The organism is Streptomyces sp. NPDC060000, assembly GCF_042737375.1.
Classification (GTDB): Bacteria; Actinomycetota; Actinomycetes; order Streptomycetales; family Streptomycetaceae; genus Streptomyces.
On the sequence record NZ_JBHWUU010000100.1, the window covers coordinates 1 to 16,924 of the forward strand.

Consider the following 16,924-nt stretch of genomic DNA (forward strand, 5'->3'; position numbering starts at 1 on the left):
AAACAACCCATCCTCCCAACACCATATCTTATTTGGTTTCGGGGGCTTGTTTTTTTTTTTATGCGCCGGGGGGCTTTTGTTGTACGCGTACAACATCCGCCCCTCTGCCGCGCACGGCTTTCTGGGCCTAGACCTGAACCTTGGTACTGGACAGCCGTTCCAGCAAGAGTTCGGTCAGCGCCGTCAGGTCTTCCGCGGACAGGTGGTCTGCCAGAGCGTCAGCGACCTGCTCGATACCCCTGATCTCGATCACGGCGGGCTCGGACTGGACGGCGGGTGGCCGTTCCGCGTTCTGCGCCGGCAGGACAGTCGACTGCTGGTCCGTGCCCTTGGCCGGCTGAGACTTGGCAACGGCATCCGTACGGGGTGCAGCCGGATGGGGCGCTTTGTCGCCCGCACCGTTGGCCACAGAGGAGGCCGGTGCGGTTGATGCGCCGCTGCCCAGTTGTGCTCGTGCGCCACTGGAGGCATCAGCGGCACCCGCTTCCGCCGGCTCGGCAGGGTTCTGCGTCTGGCTACGGGCCGCAGCCAGCAAGGCGCGCTCGGCTTCCTTCTCGGCAGAGCGTGCTGCCTTCTGGTCCTTGAGGAACTGCAGGAGGTCCGCCTCTGTGAGCCCGGGGTTCTCCTTGAGCTGCCGGACCAGGAGGCGTCCATCCCGTTCTGGGAGATCGCCGGAGCTGAGCATCGCCTGAATGGCCTCGGGCAGGTCCAGCAGCGACAGCTGATGTGTGATCCAAGACCGGTCCTTGCCCAAGTGCTCCGCAGCGCGGGCACGGGCTCCGCGCTCCGACTCCTCCGCGCACACTGCTACGAGCTCGCTGATGCCGCGAGCCCGCTCGATGATGTCGAAGTCCGCGCGGTCCAGGTTCTCCTTGAGGAGATGGTTGATGAACGTCTCGCGAGAGGCAGCCAGTTCATCCCGCACGACGAAGTCCAGCGCGTCCAGACCGACCTGGCAGGCACCGCGGTAACGGCGCTCTCCGTTGACGAGGACGTGCTTGACGTCGCCGATGTGGTCAGCGTGATCGGGCCACAGGTTCAGGTAGACGTCGCGGGAAACGGCCACGCACGCGGCGAGCTGTGCAGCACGAAGTTCTTCGCCGAAGCGGGTCAACTCTTCCGGAGTGCCGAAGTTGCGGCGGGGGTTGAGCGGTGTGGGGGAGACGTCGCTCAGTTGCAGGCGCACGAGTTCGTAGGCCGGGATGTCGCCCTGAGTGATGGCTTTCGCCCGACCTCGGTCGCTGCGGCCACGCGGCACCTTCCCGAAGGAGGACCCGGTGCCAAGCCGGTCGGCGGCCTTCATCCGTTCACCGCCAGAGCGATCGTGCGCATGACTTCGGACTGCTCACAGTCGGGCGCGGAGGTCAGCAGCGGCTGCTTGAGGCGGGCCGCCTCACGCTGCTCCTTGCGTTCGGGGATGACACCTAGAACCGGCGGGTCTCCGATCGCCTTCCAGCTGTCGAGGGAGGAGGTCGCGATGTAGCCCTTGCGGCTGTCATACATGTTGACGATGAATCCAAGCTTGCTGATCTCGATGTCGAGGTCGGACGTCAGGTCTTCGATCTGATCAAAGAGCATGTCGTAGGCGTCCGCAGAGGAGTCCTCGGCCAGGACGGGGATCACGACGCCGGAGGTCTCGGGCTCCTCGCCGTCGCGGGTACGGCCGTAGTACAGGGCGGTATCCATGGAGTAGCCCAGGCTGGGCGGGCAGTCGATGACGATGTAGTCGAACTCGTGCTCCAGGGGTTCCAGCGCCTTCTCCAGAGCGATCTCCTTGATCCGCACGTGCCGGGTGGTGGCCAGCTTGGCGTCCAGCAGGAAGGCGTCCTTGCAGCCAGGCAGCAGGAACAGGCGGCCGCCGAAGCTTCCTTCCTCTATCGGCACGAGCAGGTCCCGCAGCTTGCCCTTGCTCTCGCCCAGCATGTGCTTGGCCAGGCTCGGGTCACCGATGTCGAGCATCGGGTAGCCGAGCTGCTTCGTCAGGTGGCACTGGGGATCGAAGTCGATGAGCAGGACGCGTTGTCCGGCTTCGGCGAGCGCTTCGGCGACGCCGGCGGACGTGGCGGTCTTACCGACGCCGCCCTTCTGATTGCCGAAGATCAGACGGCGGGCGCCGGTAGTGCGGGGGATGCGGCGGGGCGAGGGGTGACTGTCGAGCCACAGACGGATTGCCTGAGCAAGGCCTTGATTGAAGGCGATATCGCGGCCCTTGCAGACTTCCTTGAACTGGCCGTACAGCCCGGTGGGAAGGTAGGTGGCGAATGAGGCGCCGCCTGAGGTGTCGACCTGCGCGTGGGATGAGTCATCCGCCTGCCAGGCCTGGACGCCCTCGGTGACGGCGTCCTTGATGTCCACGCCCAACTCGGCTGCGCGGACCTTGAGTTCCTGCCGTAGCGCGGCAGGCAGCTTAGCTACTACCTTTTCCCGGTCGTCGGGACTGTACGGTGCGGTCATGCGGTTACCTTACTCACCGCCTGATGATTGGCAAGCAACACCGCCGACCATGCACGCCGTTATCCGGCAGTTGGACGCAACGCGAGCAGAGAATTCTCGAGTCGGATGTCCCACCCTCTCCGGACTGAAGTCGAGTGCGCCCCCGGGATCCCCGCGAAGGGATCCACGAGCGCCTGGACCAAGTCGTCGGGGACGGGGTACGGACACCACTCCAACTCCCAGCGGTCTCCCGCTCCCCACAGCCGACGAAACGCATGGCGAGGGACGCCCCGCTCCAGTCGCCCCAGCGGGTCCTCGGAGAACTGTCCGACCGCCCATCCGGCAGCCGGGTCCTTCAGACACAGACGCACCAAAAGTCCTGCTAGCAGGACCTCCGCGGTGGGTGTCGTCGGCGGCAGCGACTCAAGCACGTCCCACTCCGAATCTGTCATCGTCGTGTGGGTGGACCACAGGCCACTACGCCCGTGGCCATACAGGTCAGAGGCATCCGGGCGTGTACTGGTCTGCGCCGTTACCGACATGCTGGCCCCGCAGGCCAGATGACGCAGCAAATAGGTGCCACCGATCTGCTCACACATGCGGAGACCAGGGATTCGGCTCACTGCCCTCCCGTCAGGGACTAGCCAGCACACCGCGTTGTAGGGGGTGCGGCAGACGATGACCAGATGATCGAAACGCGGGGACAGAACCATGTCGTAGGAAGTGATCCCAGCCACCGCCCAGTCCCCAGGACTCGCTTGCAAATGACCCTGGTTGAAGACACCCAACGCAAGCAGGAAGCGAAGGCGGCGCTGTGCAGGGGTGCAGTCGTCCAACCCGATGCCATGCACGTCCCGGCTCACTCCGAGTGCTGCGGCCCCGGAGGCCTCACCCGTGTACAGCCTTCGGCGGTGACCCATCGAGCGGCGTGCTGAATGCGGCATGCTGACGTCCCTCATCGCTGCCCGGCCAGCAGACGGTCGCATGAATTCGCGCACTGGATCCATCGCTCGGATAACGAAGCGGGCGCCCCACACCCTCTGCTGCTCCCCACCGTCACGCCGGGAGCGACGGGCGGAGCCACCGGGTCTTCGCGCACCGGCTCGCCCAAAGCGTAGGAGAGACACCAGCAGGTTGCTCCCGCCGAATCGCTTGGACAACCCGATCGGATGACGAACCGGCGGCTCGCTGCCCGATACCCCGGACGCTGGTCGTCTTGCGGCAGTGTGGCCACACCCCCGCCTACCTCGCCCTACAGGCTCTCTGGTTCACCGCCAGCGCCCTGCTGGCCCTGCTCACCTTCCACCGGCGCACCCATAACGCCCTCCCCCCATAAGGACAACGGAGCATGGCTCGCCGAAACAGGTACCGAAGCGCCCCAGCAGGTAGCGACGCCGCGGTAACGCCACTGCAGCGATCATCGAAGCCATCGCCAGCACCCTGACGTCCGCAGCTCAGCTCCCCTTGCGCGCCATCGGATGCACCGTCCCGCTGCCGCCCGGAAACCGCGCGGCACATCTGCGAGTACTTGGCCTCAGCCGGCCCCGCCGGATCCACCCGCAACAAACGGCGCCGCTGACAGTCAGTGCCCTTTGGGCGCATGCACGCGCCCCGTCATACGCTTTGAGCGGGCCACTTCCCGGCGCGGGCTCGAGTCGGGTGTCGGCGGGCGGCCCGGTTCCCCAGGTTCTCGCACTGGCCGGTGCCCGGCAGCACGGCGCCCTGCGCCCCGGACGGACAGCCGGTGAACTACGGGCCGGTAAGTGTCAGTGGTGTGGTCTACGGTCGTCGTGTCCCGCAGGGGACCGTCGCGCTCTCGCCTGGCCTCTACGACTGGCCAGGCGAGAGGCGATGCCCGCTTCCCCCTATTTTTCTGGCACGGGGGCGGGCCCTTCCGGATGGAAGGCCGACACCAACGGCGTCTTGTTCTATTGACGTCGCTTCGGCGTGCAATTGCAAGGAGAACTGGGAACTTCCACCCGCGAGCGCGCCTCCTTGCCTTCTTGGTCACCGATGTCCCCTCTAGGCATCTTCCCGGGGCGGCGTTGATCGTCATTGTTCCGTGATTCCTCGATCACGTGGCGTAGTAACTCGCTGACTGGCCATGCTGGTTGACCTCCCCGGGTGCGGCGGCTTGGCACCCGCCTGCCCGGGGTGGCTGGCGGCCTCTCCGGATGGGCCGCCGCCTCTCGTAGGGCCGACATCCCATCGACAGAAGGCGTTGTGTATGAAGCCCCGACAGATAGTGGTCATCACGGTCACGGCAACGGTGTTCGCCTGGAGCGTGGTGCTGGTTGCCGCCGGTCAGACGGCTGCGGTAGCCGCGCTTGCCCCGGCCCTTGGCTTGACGGTGCAGCAGATCCTCCACATCCCCCGTCCCCACACCGCCCACGGCACCGGCGACCAGCCGAACGCGGCCACGGACAAGGAGGACGACGCCCCGTGACGACGCCCACCGAACCGCCGGTTCCACCCGGCAGACCCACGACCGCACGGCCCGGCCGCAAGCTGGGACCGATCATCGAGAACGTCGGTAGCGCCCACCGCGCCTGGCTGGACCCGATGCGCGGCACCTACCTGGCCAGCGGACTGACCCTGACCGAACTCAGCGCACGGGTCAGGTTCGCCAAGTCGAAGATTTCCGAACTGCTGCGTGGCGTCGGCCTCTACCCCCGCTGGGAGATCGTCTGCCTGCTGGCCGTCGAGCTCGACATGCCGAACTGGCCTCTGTACCGGCTGTGGCGCCAGGCGGCGTTCGAGGCCCACAAAAGCAGCGAGTGGGTCGACAACTGCACCGACCGAACCCCCATCCTGACGACCACCCACACCGCCCCGCCCCTGGAACACCGCGCCTTCCGCGAACTGGCGGAGAACGACTACACGCTCTTCGCCCAGACCTTCCTCGACGACGCCCAGCGCGACACCGCCGTGTCCGACACCTTCGACATCCTGTGGCTGACCTGGAACGACGCCCTCGCCAGCCACGACACCCGCCGCTTCGCCTGGAACGTCCTGCGCACCACGGTCATGGCCCGCACGCCACACCGGGACGGCCGCCCCGAACTGGGCGTCGCCGCCTTCGACACCGTCGCCCTGCGAGCCCTCACCGACCCGGCCGACCGCATCAACCAGGTCGCAGAGAGCCTCGAGCTGTTCACGGCCATGAGCCGCCTTCCCCCCAGCCAGCTCGACGTCATGGTGCTGCGCCAGCTGTGCGGCTTCACCCCCGAGACCGTCTCCGCCCTCCTGGGCGCCTCACTGGCCGCCGTGCGCTCCGCCGAACGCCACGCCAGCCGCTTCCTGGAGAGCGTCCTGTGCCCGCCACCTACCACCGAAGGGAACACCCCGTGACCGGCATCGAAGAGCTCCTCTCCAGAGCCCTGCTCGTCCGCGAGCGCACCGTGCCCCGCGACATCGTCCCCTACCCCACCCAGCCCGCTGCGGACACCCGCCCCACCAACAAGCCCGCTCCCAGCGGCAACCACAACGCGGCGGCCCAGGACCTGCGCGCCCTGTGCGAAACCCTCATCCAGCACACCCCGCCCACCACCGTCGCCAAGTTCGTCACCGACCAAGTCCCCGAACCCCGCAGCGCCCTGGTCCTCGCCTGCGTTCTCCAGCTGACCGACACCGACGAGGGAGCACGCTTTTGGTGGCAGTACGCCGCAGGCGCCGGACAGGCCGCCGCCGCATACTGCCTCTACCTGCACCACCTGGCACTGGGGGAGCGGGACACCGCCGACTGGTGGCACCGGCAAACCGACGAAGTCCAGCCCCCACCCGAAGCCCCGGCCCGCGACGACGCCAGCAGCTGGCACCCGGCAGACCACCGGATCACCAGCGCCTCCACCACCCACTTCATGCGCATCCTGCGCCACCTCGCCAAACAGACCGTCCGCTCCCGGCCCGCCGCGGTCGGCAAACTCATGGCCTACATCCCGATGGCCGTCACCGCCGGCTACCTCCGCGAGCCCGACACGGAGCTCCCCCTCCCCGGAATCGAATTCGCCCGCCGCATCACCAGCCTGCTCGCCGCAGCCGACCGTCCACACACCTGGCACCGACAGCCCAGCCACCCCGCGCCCGGCCCCCGCGACTGCCCAGACACCGAGTCCGTCGAACGCGGATACCTGCAGCCGATCCCCGAGCAGATGGGCACCGCGAAGCGCTGAACACCTCAAGCCCTTGTGCTGGTTCCGGCAAAGCAGGACCTCCACCGGCACGGAGGCGGCCCACGGACAACGAAAGCGTGACCTGAGTGCTTCATCGCCTGTTGCACTGCTGAGGGGCCGGGCCAGCCGACAGACGGACTTACCGCCCGGGGATGCGGATGACGTACGAGGAAAGCGCCGTCACAGCGCTGGAGGCGGTGGCCGATCGGCAGCAGGCTGCCGGCCACGGCTGGGCACTGGACTGGGACCTCCGCCCGGTCAAGCAGCGCGTCATCAATCTCGCCGAACGCGGCCTGACAGAGCTCGCGGACCGGGAAGACCGCGCCGCGTTGTCGGCGTGGGAGGGCCGGGCCGTTCGGTGGGCGGCCCGCCTCACCGCGCCCGGCCACGACCTCCTCCTCTACCGCCGCTTCCGTCCCCGGCCCGCGGTAGGCGCTCCAGGGCCCGGCCTCGAGCGGGTGGAGCTGATCGCGTCGCAGATGACGGCGCTGCGCCTCTTCGCAGCCCTCGCCGACCGGCTTCGGGTGCCGCTGGCCGACGGGCTGGCCGAGCGGGTACGCAACGCCCGGCGCGACACCGCGGTGAACCGGCACGTGCTGTACCTCTCATCGGAACAGATGGCGTCCGTGGCGTACGCGTTCTGGCTGCACAAGATGTCTGGCTCCGCACTCGAGGCGAACCGCTTCGCCCGCGACTACGGCATCACCCACCACGGCGGCTCCCGCGCCCAGCCGCCTGCCGGCCGCTCCTCAGCCGGAACCTGAACGGCCCTACACGCCGGGAGGCGCGCGGCTTTCGGCCAGCCCTGTCGCTTGGGTCCCGGCAGGCCAGGTGGCACGCGAGCTCTTCTTCCACAGTCACGGGCCCCGCGGACCCTGCACATTGGGGTCGGCCGCCTTGAGACTCTCGCGGCGTGGGGTTGTTACTCACTTTCGGGTGACGGTGCGGGCCGGCTCCGGGGTGATGTGGTGTGGCAGCACCGCAGTCTGGCCAACTCCTATAAGGGCCCCAGGACGTGCCGCGCCGTCAACATCGTGCACGGCAACATACATGGACGATGCAGACGACAGTCACGGAAATACGGGCAACAGGTAACACAGTCCATGTTTCCACCCCAACTCCCTCACGGCGCGGCCAGAGTGTGTGTGCGGCCAGCCCGGCCGCCAACCGCACACCGCACCCACTCCCGCGTCGGCCGCGAAGGCCGCCTGAGAGAGGGGTGCCCGCACCATCAGGGGGACCTCTTGTCCGTTTCCGCTTCTGTCACCGCCCGCCGCCTGGCCGCCGCCGCACTCGCGGCCGGCGCTCTGGTCTCCGTGGCGACGCTGCCGGCGACCGCGGCAGACCACGCCCGCCCGAGCCGCGCGAAGGTGGAGATCTCGGCCGTCCAGTACGACTCCCCGGGACGCGACGACCGCTCCAACCGCTCGCTGAACAAGGAGTGGGTGGAACTCACCAACACCACCCGCAGCACGGTCAACCTCGACGGCTGGACCCTGGCGGACGCGTCCGGTCACACCTACACCTTCGAGCACTACCGGCTGGCCGGCCGCGCCACGGTCCGCGTCCACACCGGTGAGGGGCGCGACACCCGCAGCGACCTCTACCAGGACCGCCGCGCCTACGTGTGGAACAACGACTACGACACCGCCACCCTGCGCAACGACCACGGCCGCTTCGTCGACGACGAGTCCTGGGGCCACCGCCGCGGCGGCCACCACTGACCCCCCAACCTCCTGCCGGAAGCGTCGCCCGGTGCCCCCGGCGGGCGGGCCACGCGCCCAGGCGGCGCGCCTTCCCTCTCCAGGGGCGGGCGCGCCGCCTGCTGCTACGCGCCGGCCGTGTTCACTGCGGTACCTGCTCGTAGGTGACGGTGGCGTCCGGGCAGGCCTCCGCGAGACGGGTGAGAGCGTCGCGTTCGGCCGGGTCCGCGGGCAGCTCCCAGCGCAGCTTCGTAGCCACCCAGGCGCTCGCGTACTCGCAGCGGAAGGCCTCGACCGGCAGCCAGTCGGCGGGGTCCTTGTCGCTCTTGGAGCGGTTGGAGCTGCCCGAGACCGCGATCAGCGAGGCCGGTGCCCCCTGGTCGTTGGCGTACGCCTCGCGCCGGGCGGCCGTCCACGCCGACGCCCCGGAGTCCCAGGCTTCGGCCAGGGGGACCATGTGGTCGACGTCGAGCGAGGACGCTGCGGTAACCCACACCTGGTCGTACTCCGAGAACCAGCGCCCGCCCGTCAGCGCGCACCGCGCTCCGGTCTCCGGGGCGAGCTTGGCCTCGGACAGGATGACCTCCTTGCGGGTGTCGCATCCGTCGGTGCTGTTCAGGCCCTTGTTCCAGTGCCTGAACAGGTCCCGGTTGTAGCCGTCGCGACTCTCGGGAGCCTCGCCGATCCACTCCAGGGCCTGGAACAGGGGCACATCCTTAGCGGCGGCAGGCGCCGGAGCCAGGGTGGCCGGGCCGCCTGGAAGTGAGAGCGGGGCCGTGGCAGCGGAGGCCGGGGTCGTGAGGGATAGCACCGCGAGGGCGAGCACGGCGGCGATGCGGGGCAGGTTCTTGATCACCCCTGGGTTGTAACGGCCCGACCCCTGGAGCAGGGAAGGCGGAGGAGGCCGTGTCACCCGGGCGGGTGCAGGAGTTCACCTGGAGAAACGCCACAGCAGGAACGCCCGGCCGCCCCGGAGCCCGCGAGACGGGGGGCTGATCGGACGGCCCGCCTGGCGGGCGCCACGGTGAAGACTTGGTGATGGCCTCCCGCCCGGCGGGAAGGACCCCGGATCGCGCTTTTTCGCACGTCAGCGCCAGGGTTCCATGGGCCGATGATCAGCCAAACGAAGATCCGTCCGGGAGACGGGCGCTATCTCTTCCGCGGCGTGATGGTCGGAGACGGCCACCGTGCTGCGGGCACGTCGCTGCGCGCCGCCCAGGACGAAGCCGGTGTCCCGCCCGGTGTGTGGAAGGGTCGGGGCCTGGCCGCGGTCGGCCTCAAGGCCGGGGACGTGGTGACGGAGCGGCAGGCCGAACTGCTCCTGGGGGAAGGCCGGCACCCGGACGCCGACCGGATCGAGCGCGAGCGCCTGGCGGAGGGCAAGAGCCCGGCGCAGGCGAGGCGGGCGACCGTGCTGGGCAGGCCCATCGAGCACAACCGCTCACCCAAGACCGACAAGGCCAAGGAGCGCATCCCCTGGCTCGGCATGCACCTGGTGTTCCGGCCCCCGCCGACGGCACACATCGCATGGGCGCTGGGTGACTACGAGACCCGCCTGGTGCTGGAGCTGTGCCAGGACATAGCCCGGGACAAGACGCTGGAGTGGCTGGAGGATGCGGTCGCACAGATCCGCTGGAAGGCGGCGGCAAGCACCGCGCCCGGGTCAAGGGCGGGCTGATCGTCGCGGTCTTCCGGCACTACGAGTCCAGAGCCACGGAGTCGAAGCCCCTTCCACGATCATGCGCTGGTCTCGATCCGTGTCCGGCGGCCGGACGACAAGGGGACGTGGGGCAACTTGTCGGCGGATTCGATGCTGGCCCACATCGTCGCGGCCGACACCCTCTACACCCTGTACTTCATGGAGGAGGTGTCCGCCCGGCTCGGGTGGGCGTGGGAGCCGCGCGAGGTGACACCCGGCCGCAGGCCCGTCATGGAGCTGGCGGGCATCGACCAGCGGCTCATCGACTGGCAGTCGACCCGCCGTCAGCAGATCGAGGACGCGCTGTCCGTCCTCACCGCCAACTACGAGAAGAAGCAGGGGCACCCGCCGGGGGAGCGGGCCGCCTACGCGCTGGGCTGCCGGGCCGCCGACCGGACGCGCCCGCCGAAGCGCACGGAGCTGCTGTCGCTGACCGAGCTGCGCGAGCGATGGCGTGACTCAGCGATCCGGGCCTACGGTGCCGACGTCATCGACCGGCTGGCACAGCGGGCGCGGGCAGCGGCCGCGGCGGTGTGGGCGCGGGTCCGGCCGGTGGTCGATGTCGCCCTGGCCGCTGTCGACGTCGTCGCCGTGGTGTACGTGATGCGCGGCGCGTTCAAGCGCCAGCACCTGCTCGCCGAAGCACGCCGCCACCTCTCCTATGTCCTGCGCGGCCGACCCCACGAGCCGGGCTTGGACGAACAGATCGTGCAAGCGGTCGTCGACGACTACACCCGCCCCGTCGGCCGGGGCCGGATGATGACCGCCGACCTGCGCGCCCTGTACCCGCGTGACACCGAGGACCAGGCCGTGCTGCGCCCGCTGACCCGCAAGCGGTCCGCGCCCCCGTACGAGCGGGCCCGTCTCGCCGCCGGCGCCCTGGCCGCCCGGGTCCGCGCTGCGCGCCGTGCGGAGCGCCTGGGCTCCCGCCCCCACCCGTACGCCGTCGCGGTGCCCGCCGCCTCGAGGTCGTCGCATCCGCGGTCGTTCCGCGCCGGGCGGAAGGACGGCCGCCTCCTGGAGCCGGAGACCGGCATCGACGTCGACGCGGTGGAGCAGACCCGCCAGACCCTCGAAGCCGCCGCCGCGAAGGTGGCCGCCACGCTCCAGGACAGCAGGCGGGCGCGCGAGGCCGCCCACGGCCTGCGTCCGCAGCCCGCCCCGGCGGCGGCCCCGCCGCCGCACACCCAGCAGCCCGGCGTACAGCACACGCCGGGCCGGAGTTCAGGAGGAGTCGCGTGAGCACCCCGGAAGAACAGCCCAACGCCGAAGAGGCCCTCGCCCGCGCCCGTGCCGCCCGCGCGGAGATGGCCGCCGCGCTCGATGAGGACCAGGAGCCCGAGGCCGATGCGCCCGTGGGGTGGCAGCCGATCTGGAAGCGGCCCCGGGCGCCGAAGTCGAAGACGGACAAGAAGAAGGAGCTGCGCAAGCAGCGCCGGCGGCTCCAGGACGCCGCCAAGCGCCGCCTCGCCGCGGGGAACTCGCGCCGGCCCCGCTCCCGGCAGAGCCGAATCGGCAACGCGGCCGCGCGCCGGGATACCCGCGCCCTGTCCCGGGTGTGGCACTCCAACGCCTGGCTGTGGTGACGATGCCGGACATCGTCCACCGAGTGGATACGACGATGTTCTGCATCCATTGGCGATGCACGACATCGAGTGGGCTCCACTCAGTGGACTCCATCCGATGGGCTCCACCCGATGGGCTCCACCCGATGGGCTCCACCGAGTGGACGCCATCGTGGTGCGCACCGGATGACGATGGACCCCACTCCGGTGCGCACCACGATGTCCGCCACCGCACCCGGTGCGCACCATCCGACGATGTCCGGCACGCACGCGCGTACCCGGTGCGCCGCACCTGACGTCCCGCACCGCACCGGCGCGCGCACCGCCGCCCCACCCCTTGACCAGGTTTCGGCGAGCGCGCGTCCTTCCTAGACCAGGCTCGCTACCCGGACGTTTTCCCTTGTCAACGCTGGTCTGGACTGACGATCAGGTCGAGGGCAAGGGGGTGCGTGATATAGGAGCCCGCCCAGCCGTGGCGCGCGCCCGGCGCGGTGCGGTGGGGCCGGTGGCGCGCACCGCGATGGATGGTGCGGTGCGCCGGTGCGCGCACCACCAATGCAGTCACCGCACCTGGTGCGCACGGTGCGGTGCGTCGTCCGGCGGTGGTGCGCACCCGATGCGCGCCGAACCGCACCACCGCCGTCCCGGATGCGCGGCTACGCGGTGGTGCGGCGCGCCGGGTGCGCCTCCATCGCCGGCTTCATTCCCGCGGCCTCCAGCTGGCGCAGGACGTCGGCGACGTCGCCGTGGTCCTCGGTGAGGATGATTTCGGTGAAGCGGATGATGGTCTGGGCGATGCCGGGCGGGAAGGCGAGGCAGGCGCCGTCGCCGTGGCACAGGACATCCAGCAGCAGCCGCCCGAGCGCCGCTGCCAGGAAGGAGTGCGCGCACGGTTCCCCATCGTGGTCGTCCACGGCAGTAATGGGGACGAAGATGCGCGCGGCGACGTTCCGGAGCAGTCGGCGGATCTCCGGGCCCGTGTCGTTGGCGACCGCGCCGGCGGTGTCGATGTCCCCGGCCTGCATCGACCGGATGTAGGCGAAGGCGGTGGCGACGTCGTCCGGCTTCATCGGGGCGAGCGGCGCGGTGACGGTGTTCTTGGGCATGACAGCTCCTCATCTGCGGGCCGCCCCGCTGTTCGCGGCGGCCTCGAAGACACCCTCGAACCGCGGCCCTGTGGACAGACCGGCCGCTGGCGGGGGAGGAATCTCCCTCCTCCGGGTTGATCACGATGCGGTCACGACGGAGGGGTTTTCCGAAGGTCGGTGTCACACGGAAGCCGAAAACCGCACCTGTACAAGGTGAATGGCGAGATAGGCCCGCCCCACCTTCAGGAGCATCCTGTGTCCGCAGACGACCCCGAGCAGCACCTTGATCCGTCCGGAGAGGCCCCCTCCGTGGACCCCTCCATCACCCCCTCCGCGCCCCGTCGCCAGAAGCCGGGTGTTTTCGCAGGTCAGGCGCGGCGGACAGGGGGGCGTCGCAGGTCTGACAACCCTCATGCAGATGTAGCAAGGCGCCCCAAGCACAGGAGGACTTCGACCGGACCTCGACGCCGGGAGCTCCTGCAAGCACTGGGGATCTTCCAGAGGGCTACGCCCGACCAGCTGTGGAAGCTGACCCGTCCGGGCAACCAGCACGACAAGCTCGTACGGGACAACCTCCTGGATCTGGAGGACCACCACCTGGTGAGGATCGAGTTGGTACGGGAGGACCAGCGGCAGGTGTGGGTGCTCACCAAGCGCGGACACGGCGAGGCGAAGCAGCTGCTGGAGCCGAAGGGCATACGGGTCTCGGCACTGCGCGAAGAGAAGTACGACCCGGACACCGGAGAACTGCTCGGCACCGGCTACGACGACCACGCAGCAGCGGTCACCTCGACGGCCGCCGAACTCCACCGCGCCGGGATCGGCCACCGGCTCGGCTTCCAGACCGAGATCGGGCACCGGCTCGGCAGCGGCTTCGTGCAGCGGGCGGACCTTGTGGTGCGGGCGCCGGAGGCCGGGGTGCCGGTGCTGCTGCTGGAGATCGACCGCCGCTCCGAGGACGCGCACGACCTGGTCGCCAAGCTGCGCCGGTACTGGGAGTGGGGCCGGCTGCTCCCGAGGGACGCGGACAAGCACACCGTGGACCTGGCCCGCTCGCGGCCGGACGCGATCGAGCACGTCGACCACGAGCAGCGGCTGTGGCGGCGGGTCTACCCGCCGACCGGCCGGGAGGGCCTGGTGCCCCTCGCATTCGTGTTCGCGGACACCACGACCGCGAAGGTCGCCAACACGGTCGCCGTGCTGGAGGAGGCCGGCCGCCGCTACTGGGCACCGCGCCGGTACGACACCCTCTACCCGAAGGCGGTCACCGCCCGGGACTACCGCCAGGCGGTGCCCGTCGTCGTCACCACCCTGGAGCAGCTCCAGGAGCACGGCGCGGACGCGGCGGTGTGGCGGCGGCTGGGACGCACCGGTGAGCAGACGCTGACGGCCGCGCTCGACAACCCCGAAGGTCACGCCCTCTACCGCGACCAGGAGGCCCGCGCCGACGCGGAGGACAAGCGGCGCCGGGCCGCGCAGCGGGAGGCGGAGCGCCCGGTGTGCAAGCGGTGCGGGCGGAAGTTCACCGACGAACGCTGGGAGGAGATCACCGTGCACCGGACCGCCGTGCGGGCAGGGGACAAGTCCGTGTGCGGCCCGTGCCACGCCGACGACGTTGCCCGCGAGGAAGCCGCCACCGCAGCCACCCGCCTCCAGGCCACCGTGCCGCCGGAGGCCGAGGACGGCCCCGAGCCGGACCGGGGCCGCGGCTGGTTCCGCCGGCGACCCTGACGAAAGGGGTACACGAGCCCCGGGGGATCAGCGCTCTCCGGGGCCCGGTGTGACTCCGTGGTCACGCGCTCGCGACCGCCAGCAACGCCTCGGATCGGAGCGGGGGAACGATGCTGGGAATCTGATGTACACCAGAACCATGAAGACCCAGGAAGCGTTCTGCGTGCGATGTGGCAGCGCAGACACCCGAGTTACCGGCCTCGACCAGACCAGCGCGGAAGGCACCTGCCTCCGTTGTGACAAGCCCTTCCACGCCACACCGTGCCAGGGCTGCGGTGGATTTCGCATCGACGGCTCCTTCGGCGTCCCCGGCATGCGATACGAGAAGCTCCCGGAGGGCGTGAAGTGCTGGGACTGCGGTCACCGCAATCCGCTGCGCGACCCCGGCCCGGAGTAGGCCGCCGCCGGGCACGCCCCCGTGTGGAAAGGCAGCCCGGGGGTCTGAGGAACCCGCCACCAGCGGCGGACACACGACACATAAGAGCCCCGGCCAGTGCAAATCCGGATGTTGGCGGGACCCTCGAAAGCGATGATGGCGGCATGGACGATCCATCGCAGGACACGCCACCTGCCCGCTCCGGGGCTGCCGCTTCCAGCAGCTGTGCCGCGATGGTCGCGCATGCGCTGCGCTTGGCCGCTCCGCGCGAGCGCACCGTCGACGATCACAGGTTCCGTGCGGAACGCACTTCGTTTCGGCTGCAGTTGTTCACGGCGCCGGGACAGCGGGCGGTGGCGGTGGCAACCCAGGCCGAGGATGAGAGCCCGAGCCTGACCAACGAGGCCGAGTTGTGTGCAGCGGCGGTATGGCAGCAGCACTGCCCCGGCCAGGAATTGCCGCCGGTGTGGATCGAGCGGCAGTTCCCGGGCGCGTTCGGTCAAGAACCCGACTTCCAGCTGGTCACCTTCGGCGAGAGCGAGCAGTATCAGGTGCACCAGCCGCACTGGTGCACGATCAGCACCGAGCAGATCGTGCACCTGGTCGGCGGACCGGTCGCTGAAGACCGCGGCGAGGGATACGTGCCGCCCGAGCCCAAGGCCGAACCGGAGCTGCGGTTCGAGGCGGTCGAGCTGCGTTGCTTGGCGCAGTCCCGCCCGTTCCGCGAAGAGTGCATGTCCGGTAGTTCGGGCGCTACATCCCGGGCGCGGAGCTGGACGGACCGTCTCTTGCGGCGACGCTGCTGCTGGTACCACTCAGGCGACTGGCACCGGGTCAACGACATGGCGCTCACCGCGCTCTCGCGCGCGCGAGACGAGGACGTAAAAGCGGAAGACATGACCCGCTACGCCGACGCGTACGCTGCTGAGGCCCGCGCGACCACATGGGAACGAGCAGCGCTCTATTCCCTGTACTGCCCGGCCGTCGCCATCCAGCCTTCCGGTGACGACTACATCAGCAACGGCTTCATCAACGGCCAGCACCGGGTTCAGGCGATGCGGGATGCCGGAGTAGGACGGACGGTCGTCCTGCGCCTCGTGTGGCCGGACAACCCTGCTGACTAGAAGCCCGGTGTCTATACCTCAAGCAGAGAGGGCGTCCCGCAACTCCTTTACGGCGCGTTCGCCGTGGTGCTGTGCGGGGATCGCCTCGTACAGGTCGAGGGCGCGGCGGCGGACCAGGCCGGTGCGGTAGTCGACGGGCAGTGCTGTCAGGGCGTCGACCGTACGTCGGCACGCCTGCTCGGTGTCGCCGTCGTGATGGGAGCACGCCGCCGCGTCGATGTTCAGCAGGGTGCGCGTCATGGTGCTGGTCGGCGCGGACAGCTCCAGGGCGCGCTCCTGGCTGACGTGGGCGAGGCGGGTGTCCCCGAGCGTGGTGAACGCGTGGCTGAGGTGGACGTGGTGCTTCTGCTCGCCGTACGTCAGCCAGGTGTCCGACCGCTCGTTCTCGGGGAGCCGGTCCATGAGGGCGTCGGCGGCCTCGAGCGCGGCGCGGGCCTGCTCGCTCTGGTGGTTGAGGGCGTAGGCGCGGGCGGCGACCGCGGCCGCCAGCGTCTTCGCGGCGGTCGGCCGGTCCCCGGCGACGTGACGGGCGCGTTCGGCGAGGCCGGCCGCCGCCTTCGGGGCGCCGTAGTTGAGCGGGACCATCGCTTCGCGGGCGAGGACCCAGGCGTGCAGCTGGCCGTCGCCGGATTCGGCGGCGGCCCGGGCGGCCGTGGCGAACCACGCACGCGATTCGCGGCGGCTGCCCAGGTCGTGCAGGACGATCGCGGTCATCCCGGCCATCTGCCGAGCCGCGCCTGGACCGGTGCGGGCTGCGGAACGGTGAGCAGCGGGCGCAGACCGGCGAAGTCGGTGACCAGGTCGGCCAGGACGCGGGTGGGCTGCTGGCCGTGGTAGCCGTACCCGTAGCTCTCGGCTGCGGCCTCGAGGTCGGCCAGGCCCTGGGGAACGTCGGGGGAGAGGGTCTGGTCGGCGTCGGTGCGGGCGGCGGTGAGCGCGGCGAGGGCCGGAGCGGTGAGGCCCGCGGCCAGCGCGCCACGCAGCAGGTTGCGGCGCTTCATCGGATCGTCTCCATGGTCGGACTTCGTGCTGA

The 16,924-nt window shown here is 69.9% G+C and carries 15 protein-coding genes and 1 pseudogene; 10 read left to right on the top strand and 6 right to left on the bottom strand.

The window, feature by feature from the left end:
* Positions 1-127: 127 nt before the first annotated feature.
* Together ACFWBB_RS37090 and ACFWBB_RS37095 are read right to left on the bottom strand one after the other, a co-directional pair.
* Positions 128-1,303, bottom strand: coding sequence for a ParB/RepB/Spo0J family partition protein (locus tag ACFWBB_RS37090; RefSeq protein ID WP_385281911.1), 1,176 nt, complete (start codon positions 1,301-1,303; stop codon positions 128-130).
* On the bottom strand, positions 1,300-2,454 hold the full coding sequence (locus ACFWBB_RS37095) for a ParA family protein (RefSeq protein ID WP_385281914.1): 1,155 nt from the start codon (positions 2,452-2,454) through the stop codon (positions 1,300-1,302). Before ACFWBB_RS37095 ends, ACFWBB_RS37090 begins: the two co-directional genes overlap by 4 nt.
* 2,206 nt (positions 2,455-4,660) lie before the next feature.
* Between ACFWBB_RS37095 and ACFWBB_RS37100 the strand changes: the two genes are divergently transcribed.
* From ACFWBB_RS37100 to ACFWBB_RS37120, 5 genes are all read left to right on the top strand, one after another.
* Positions 4,661-4,879, top strand: coding sequence for a hypothetical protein (locus tag ACFWBB_RS37100; protein ID WP_385281917.1), 219 nt, complete (start codon positions 4,661-4,663; stop codon positions 4,877-4,879).
* On the top strand, positions 4,876-5,784 hold the full coding sequence (locus ACFWBB_RS37105) for a sigma-70 family RNA polymerase sigma factor (RefSeq protein WP_385281919.1): 909 nt from the start codon (positions 4,876-4,878) through the stop codon (positions 5,782-5,784). The genes ACFWBB_RS37100 and ACFWBB_RS37105 overlap by 4 nt, the downstream gene beginning before the upstream one ends.
* Positions 5,781-6,605: a hypothetical protein gene (locus tag ACFWBB_RS37110; RefSeq protein WP_385281922.1), complete on the top strand. Its 825-nt coding sequence runs from the start codon at positions 5,781-5,783 to the stop codon at positions 6,603-6,605. The genes ACFWBB_RS37105 and ACFWBB_RS37110 overlap by 4 nt, the downstream gene beginning before the upstream one ends.
* A 158-nt stretch (positions 6,606-6,763) precedes the next feature.
* On the top strand, positions 6,764-7,369 hold the full coding sequence (locus ACFWBB_RS37115) for a DUF6417 family protein (protein ID WP_385281925.1): 606 nt from the start codon (positions 6,764-6,766) through the stop codon (positions 7,367-7,369).
* A 480-nt stretch (positions 7,370-7,849) separates the two neighbouring features.
* Positions 7,850-8,329, top strand: a complete 480-nt coding sequence (locus ACFWBB_RS37120; RefSeq protein WP_385281928.1) for a lamin tail domain-containing protein — start codon at positions 7,850-7,852, stop codon at positions 8,327-8,329.
* Between the two features lie 121 nt (positions 8,330-8,450).
* On the opposite strand, the gene ACFWBB_RS37125 is transcribed toward ACFWBB_RS37120, so the two are convergent.
* On the bottom strand, positions 8,451-9,164 hold the full coding sequence (locus tag ACFWBB_RS37125; RefSeq protein ID WP_385281930.1) for an HNH endonuclease family protein: 714 nt from the start codon (positions 9,162-9,164) through the stop codon (positions 8,451-8,453).
* A 312-nt stretch (positions 9,165-9,476) separates the two neighbouring features.
* On the opposite strand from ACFWBB_RS37125, the pseudogene mobF reads away from it, so the two are divergent.
* Both mobF and ACFWBB_RS37135 read left to right on the top strand, forming a co-directional pair.
* A pseudogene (gene mobF / locus ACFWBB_RS37130) lies at positions 9,477-11,249 on the top strand (MobF family relaxase).
* On the top strand, positions 11,246-11,593 hold the full coding sequence (locus ACFWBB_RS37135) for a hypothetical protein (protein ID WP_385281933.1): 348 nt from the start codon (positions 11,246-11,248) through the stop codon (positions 11,591-11,593). The pseudogene mobF and the gene ACFWBB_RS37135 overlap by 4 nt, the downstream one beginning before the upstream one ends.
* 635 nt (positions 11,594-12,228) lie before the next feature.
* Here the strand turns inward: ACFWBB_RS37135 and ACFWBB_RS37140 are convergent.
* Entirely contained in the window at positions 12,229-12,678 is a 450-nt protein-coding gene (locus ACFWBB_RS37140; protein WP_385281936.1) for a hypothetical protein, read from the bottom strand.
* A gap of 510 nt (positions 12,679-13,188) precedes the next feature.
* On the opposite strand from ACFWBB_RS37140, the gene ACFWBB_RS37145 reads away from it, so the two are divergent.
* The 3 genes from ACFWBB_RS37145 (at position 13,189) to ACFWBB_RS37155 (ending at position 15,891) form a co-directional block, all read left to right on the top strand.
* Positions 13,189-14,391 (top strand): hypothetical protein, encoded by a 1,203-nt coding sequence (locus ACFWBB_RS37145; protein ID WP_385281994.1) that lies wholly within the window; start codon positions 13,189-13,191, stop codon positions 14,389-14,391.
* Between the two features lie 139 nt (positions 14,392-14,530).
* On the top strand, positions 14,531-14,788 hold the full coding sequence (locus ACFWBB_RS37150) for a hypothetical protein (protein ID WP_384125452.1): 258 nt from the start codon (positions 14,531-14,533) through the stop codon (positions 14,786-14,788).
* 143 nt (positions 14,789-14,931) lie between these two features.
* Positions 14,932-15,891, top strand: a complete 960-nt coding sequence (locus ACFWBB_RS37155) for a hypothetical protein (protein WP_385281939.1) — start codon at positions 14,932-14,934, stop codon at positions 15,889-15,891.
* An 18-nt stretch (positions 15,892-15,909) separates the two neighbouring features.
* Here the strand turns inward: ACFWBB_RS37155 and ACFWBB_RS37160 are convergent, their stop codons facing one another.
* Positions 15,910-16,605: a hypothetical protein gene (locus ACFWBB_RS37160; RefSeq protein ID WP_385281941.1), complete on the bottom strand. Its 696-nt coding sequence runs from the start codon at positions 16,603-16,605 to the stop codon at positions 15,910-15,912.
* On the bottom strand, positions 16,602-16,892 hold the full coding sequence (locus ACFWBB_RS37165; protein WP_385281943.1) for a hypothetical protein: 291 nt from the start codon (positions 16,890-16,892) through the stop codon (positions 16,602-16,604). The genes ACFWBB_RS37160 and ACFWBB_RS37165 overlap by 4 nt, the downstream gene beginning before the upstream one ends.
* Positions 16,893-16,924: the final 32 nt, after the last annotated feature.

Excerpts from the sequence above, each read along its gene's own strand:
- ACFWBB_RS37090 (WP_385281911.1), bottom strand. The coding sequence starts at position 1,303 with ATGAAGGCCGCCGACCGGCTTGGCACCGGGTCCTCCTTCGGGAAGGTG.
- ACFWBB_RS37095 (WP_385281914.1), bottom strand. The coding sequence starts at position 2,454 with ATGACCGCACCGTACAGTCCCGACGACCGGGAAAAGGTAGTAGCTAAG.
- ACFWBB_RS37100 (WP_385281917.1), top strand. The coding sequence starts at position 4,661 with ATGAAGCCCCGACAGATAGTGGTCATCACGGTCACGGCAACGGTGTTC.
- ACFWBB_RS37115 (WP_385281925.1), top strand. The coding sequence starts at position 6,764 with ATGACGTACGAGGAAAGCGCCGTCACAGCGCTGGAGGCGGTGGCCGAT.
- ACFWBB_RS37140 (WP_385281936.1), bottom strand. The coding sequence starts at position 12,678 with ATGCCCAAGAACACCGTCACCGCGCCGCTCGCCCCGATGAAGCCGGAC.
- ACFWBB_RS37150 (WP_384125452.1), top strand. The coding sequence starts at position 14,531 with ATGAAGACCCAGGAAGCGTTCTGCGTGCGATGTGGCAGCGCAGACACC.
- ACFWBB_RS37155 (WP_385281939.1), top strand. The coding sequence starts at position 14,932 with ATGGACGATCCATCGCAGGACACGCCACCTGCCCGCTCCGGGGCTGCC.
- ACFWBB_RS37160 (WP_385281941.1), bottom strand. The coding sequence starts at position 16,605 with ATGACCGCGATCGTCCTGCACGACCTGGGCAGCCGCCGCGAATCGCGT.
- ACFWBB_RS37165 (WP_385281943.1), bottom strand. The coding sequence starts at position 16,892 with ATGAAGCGCCGCAACCTGCTGCGTGGCGCGCTGGCCGCGGGCCTCACC.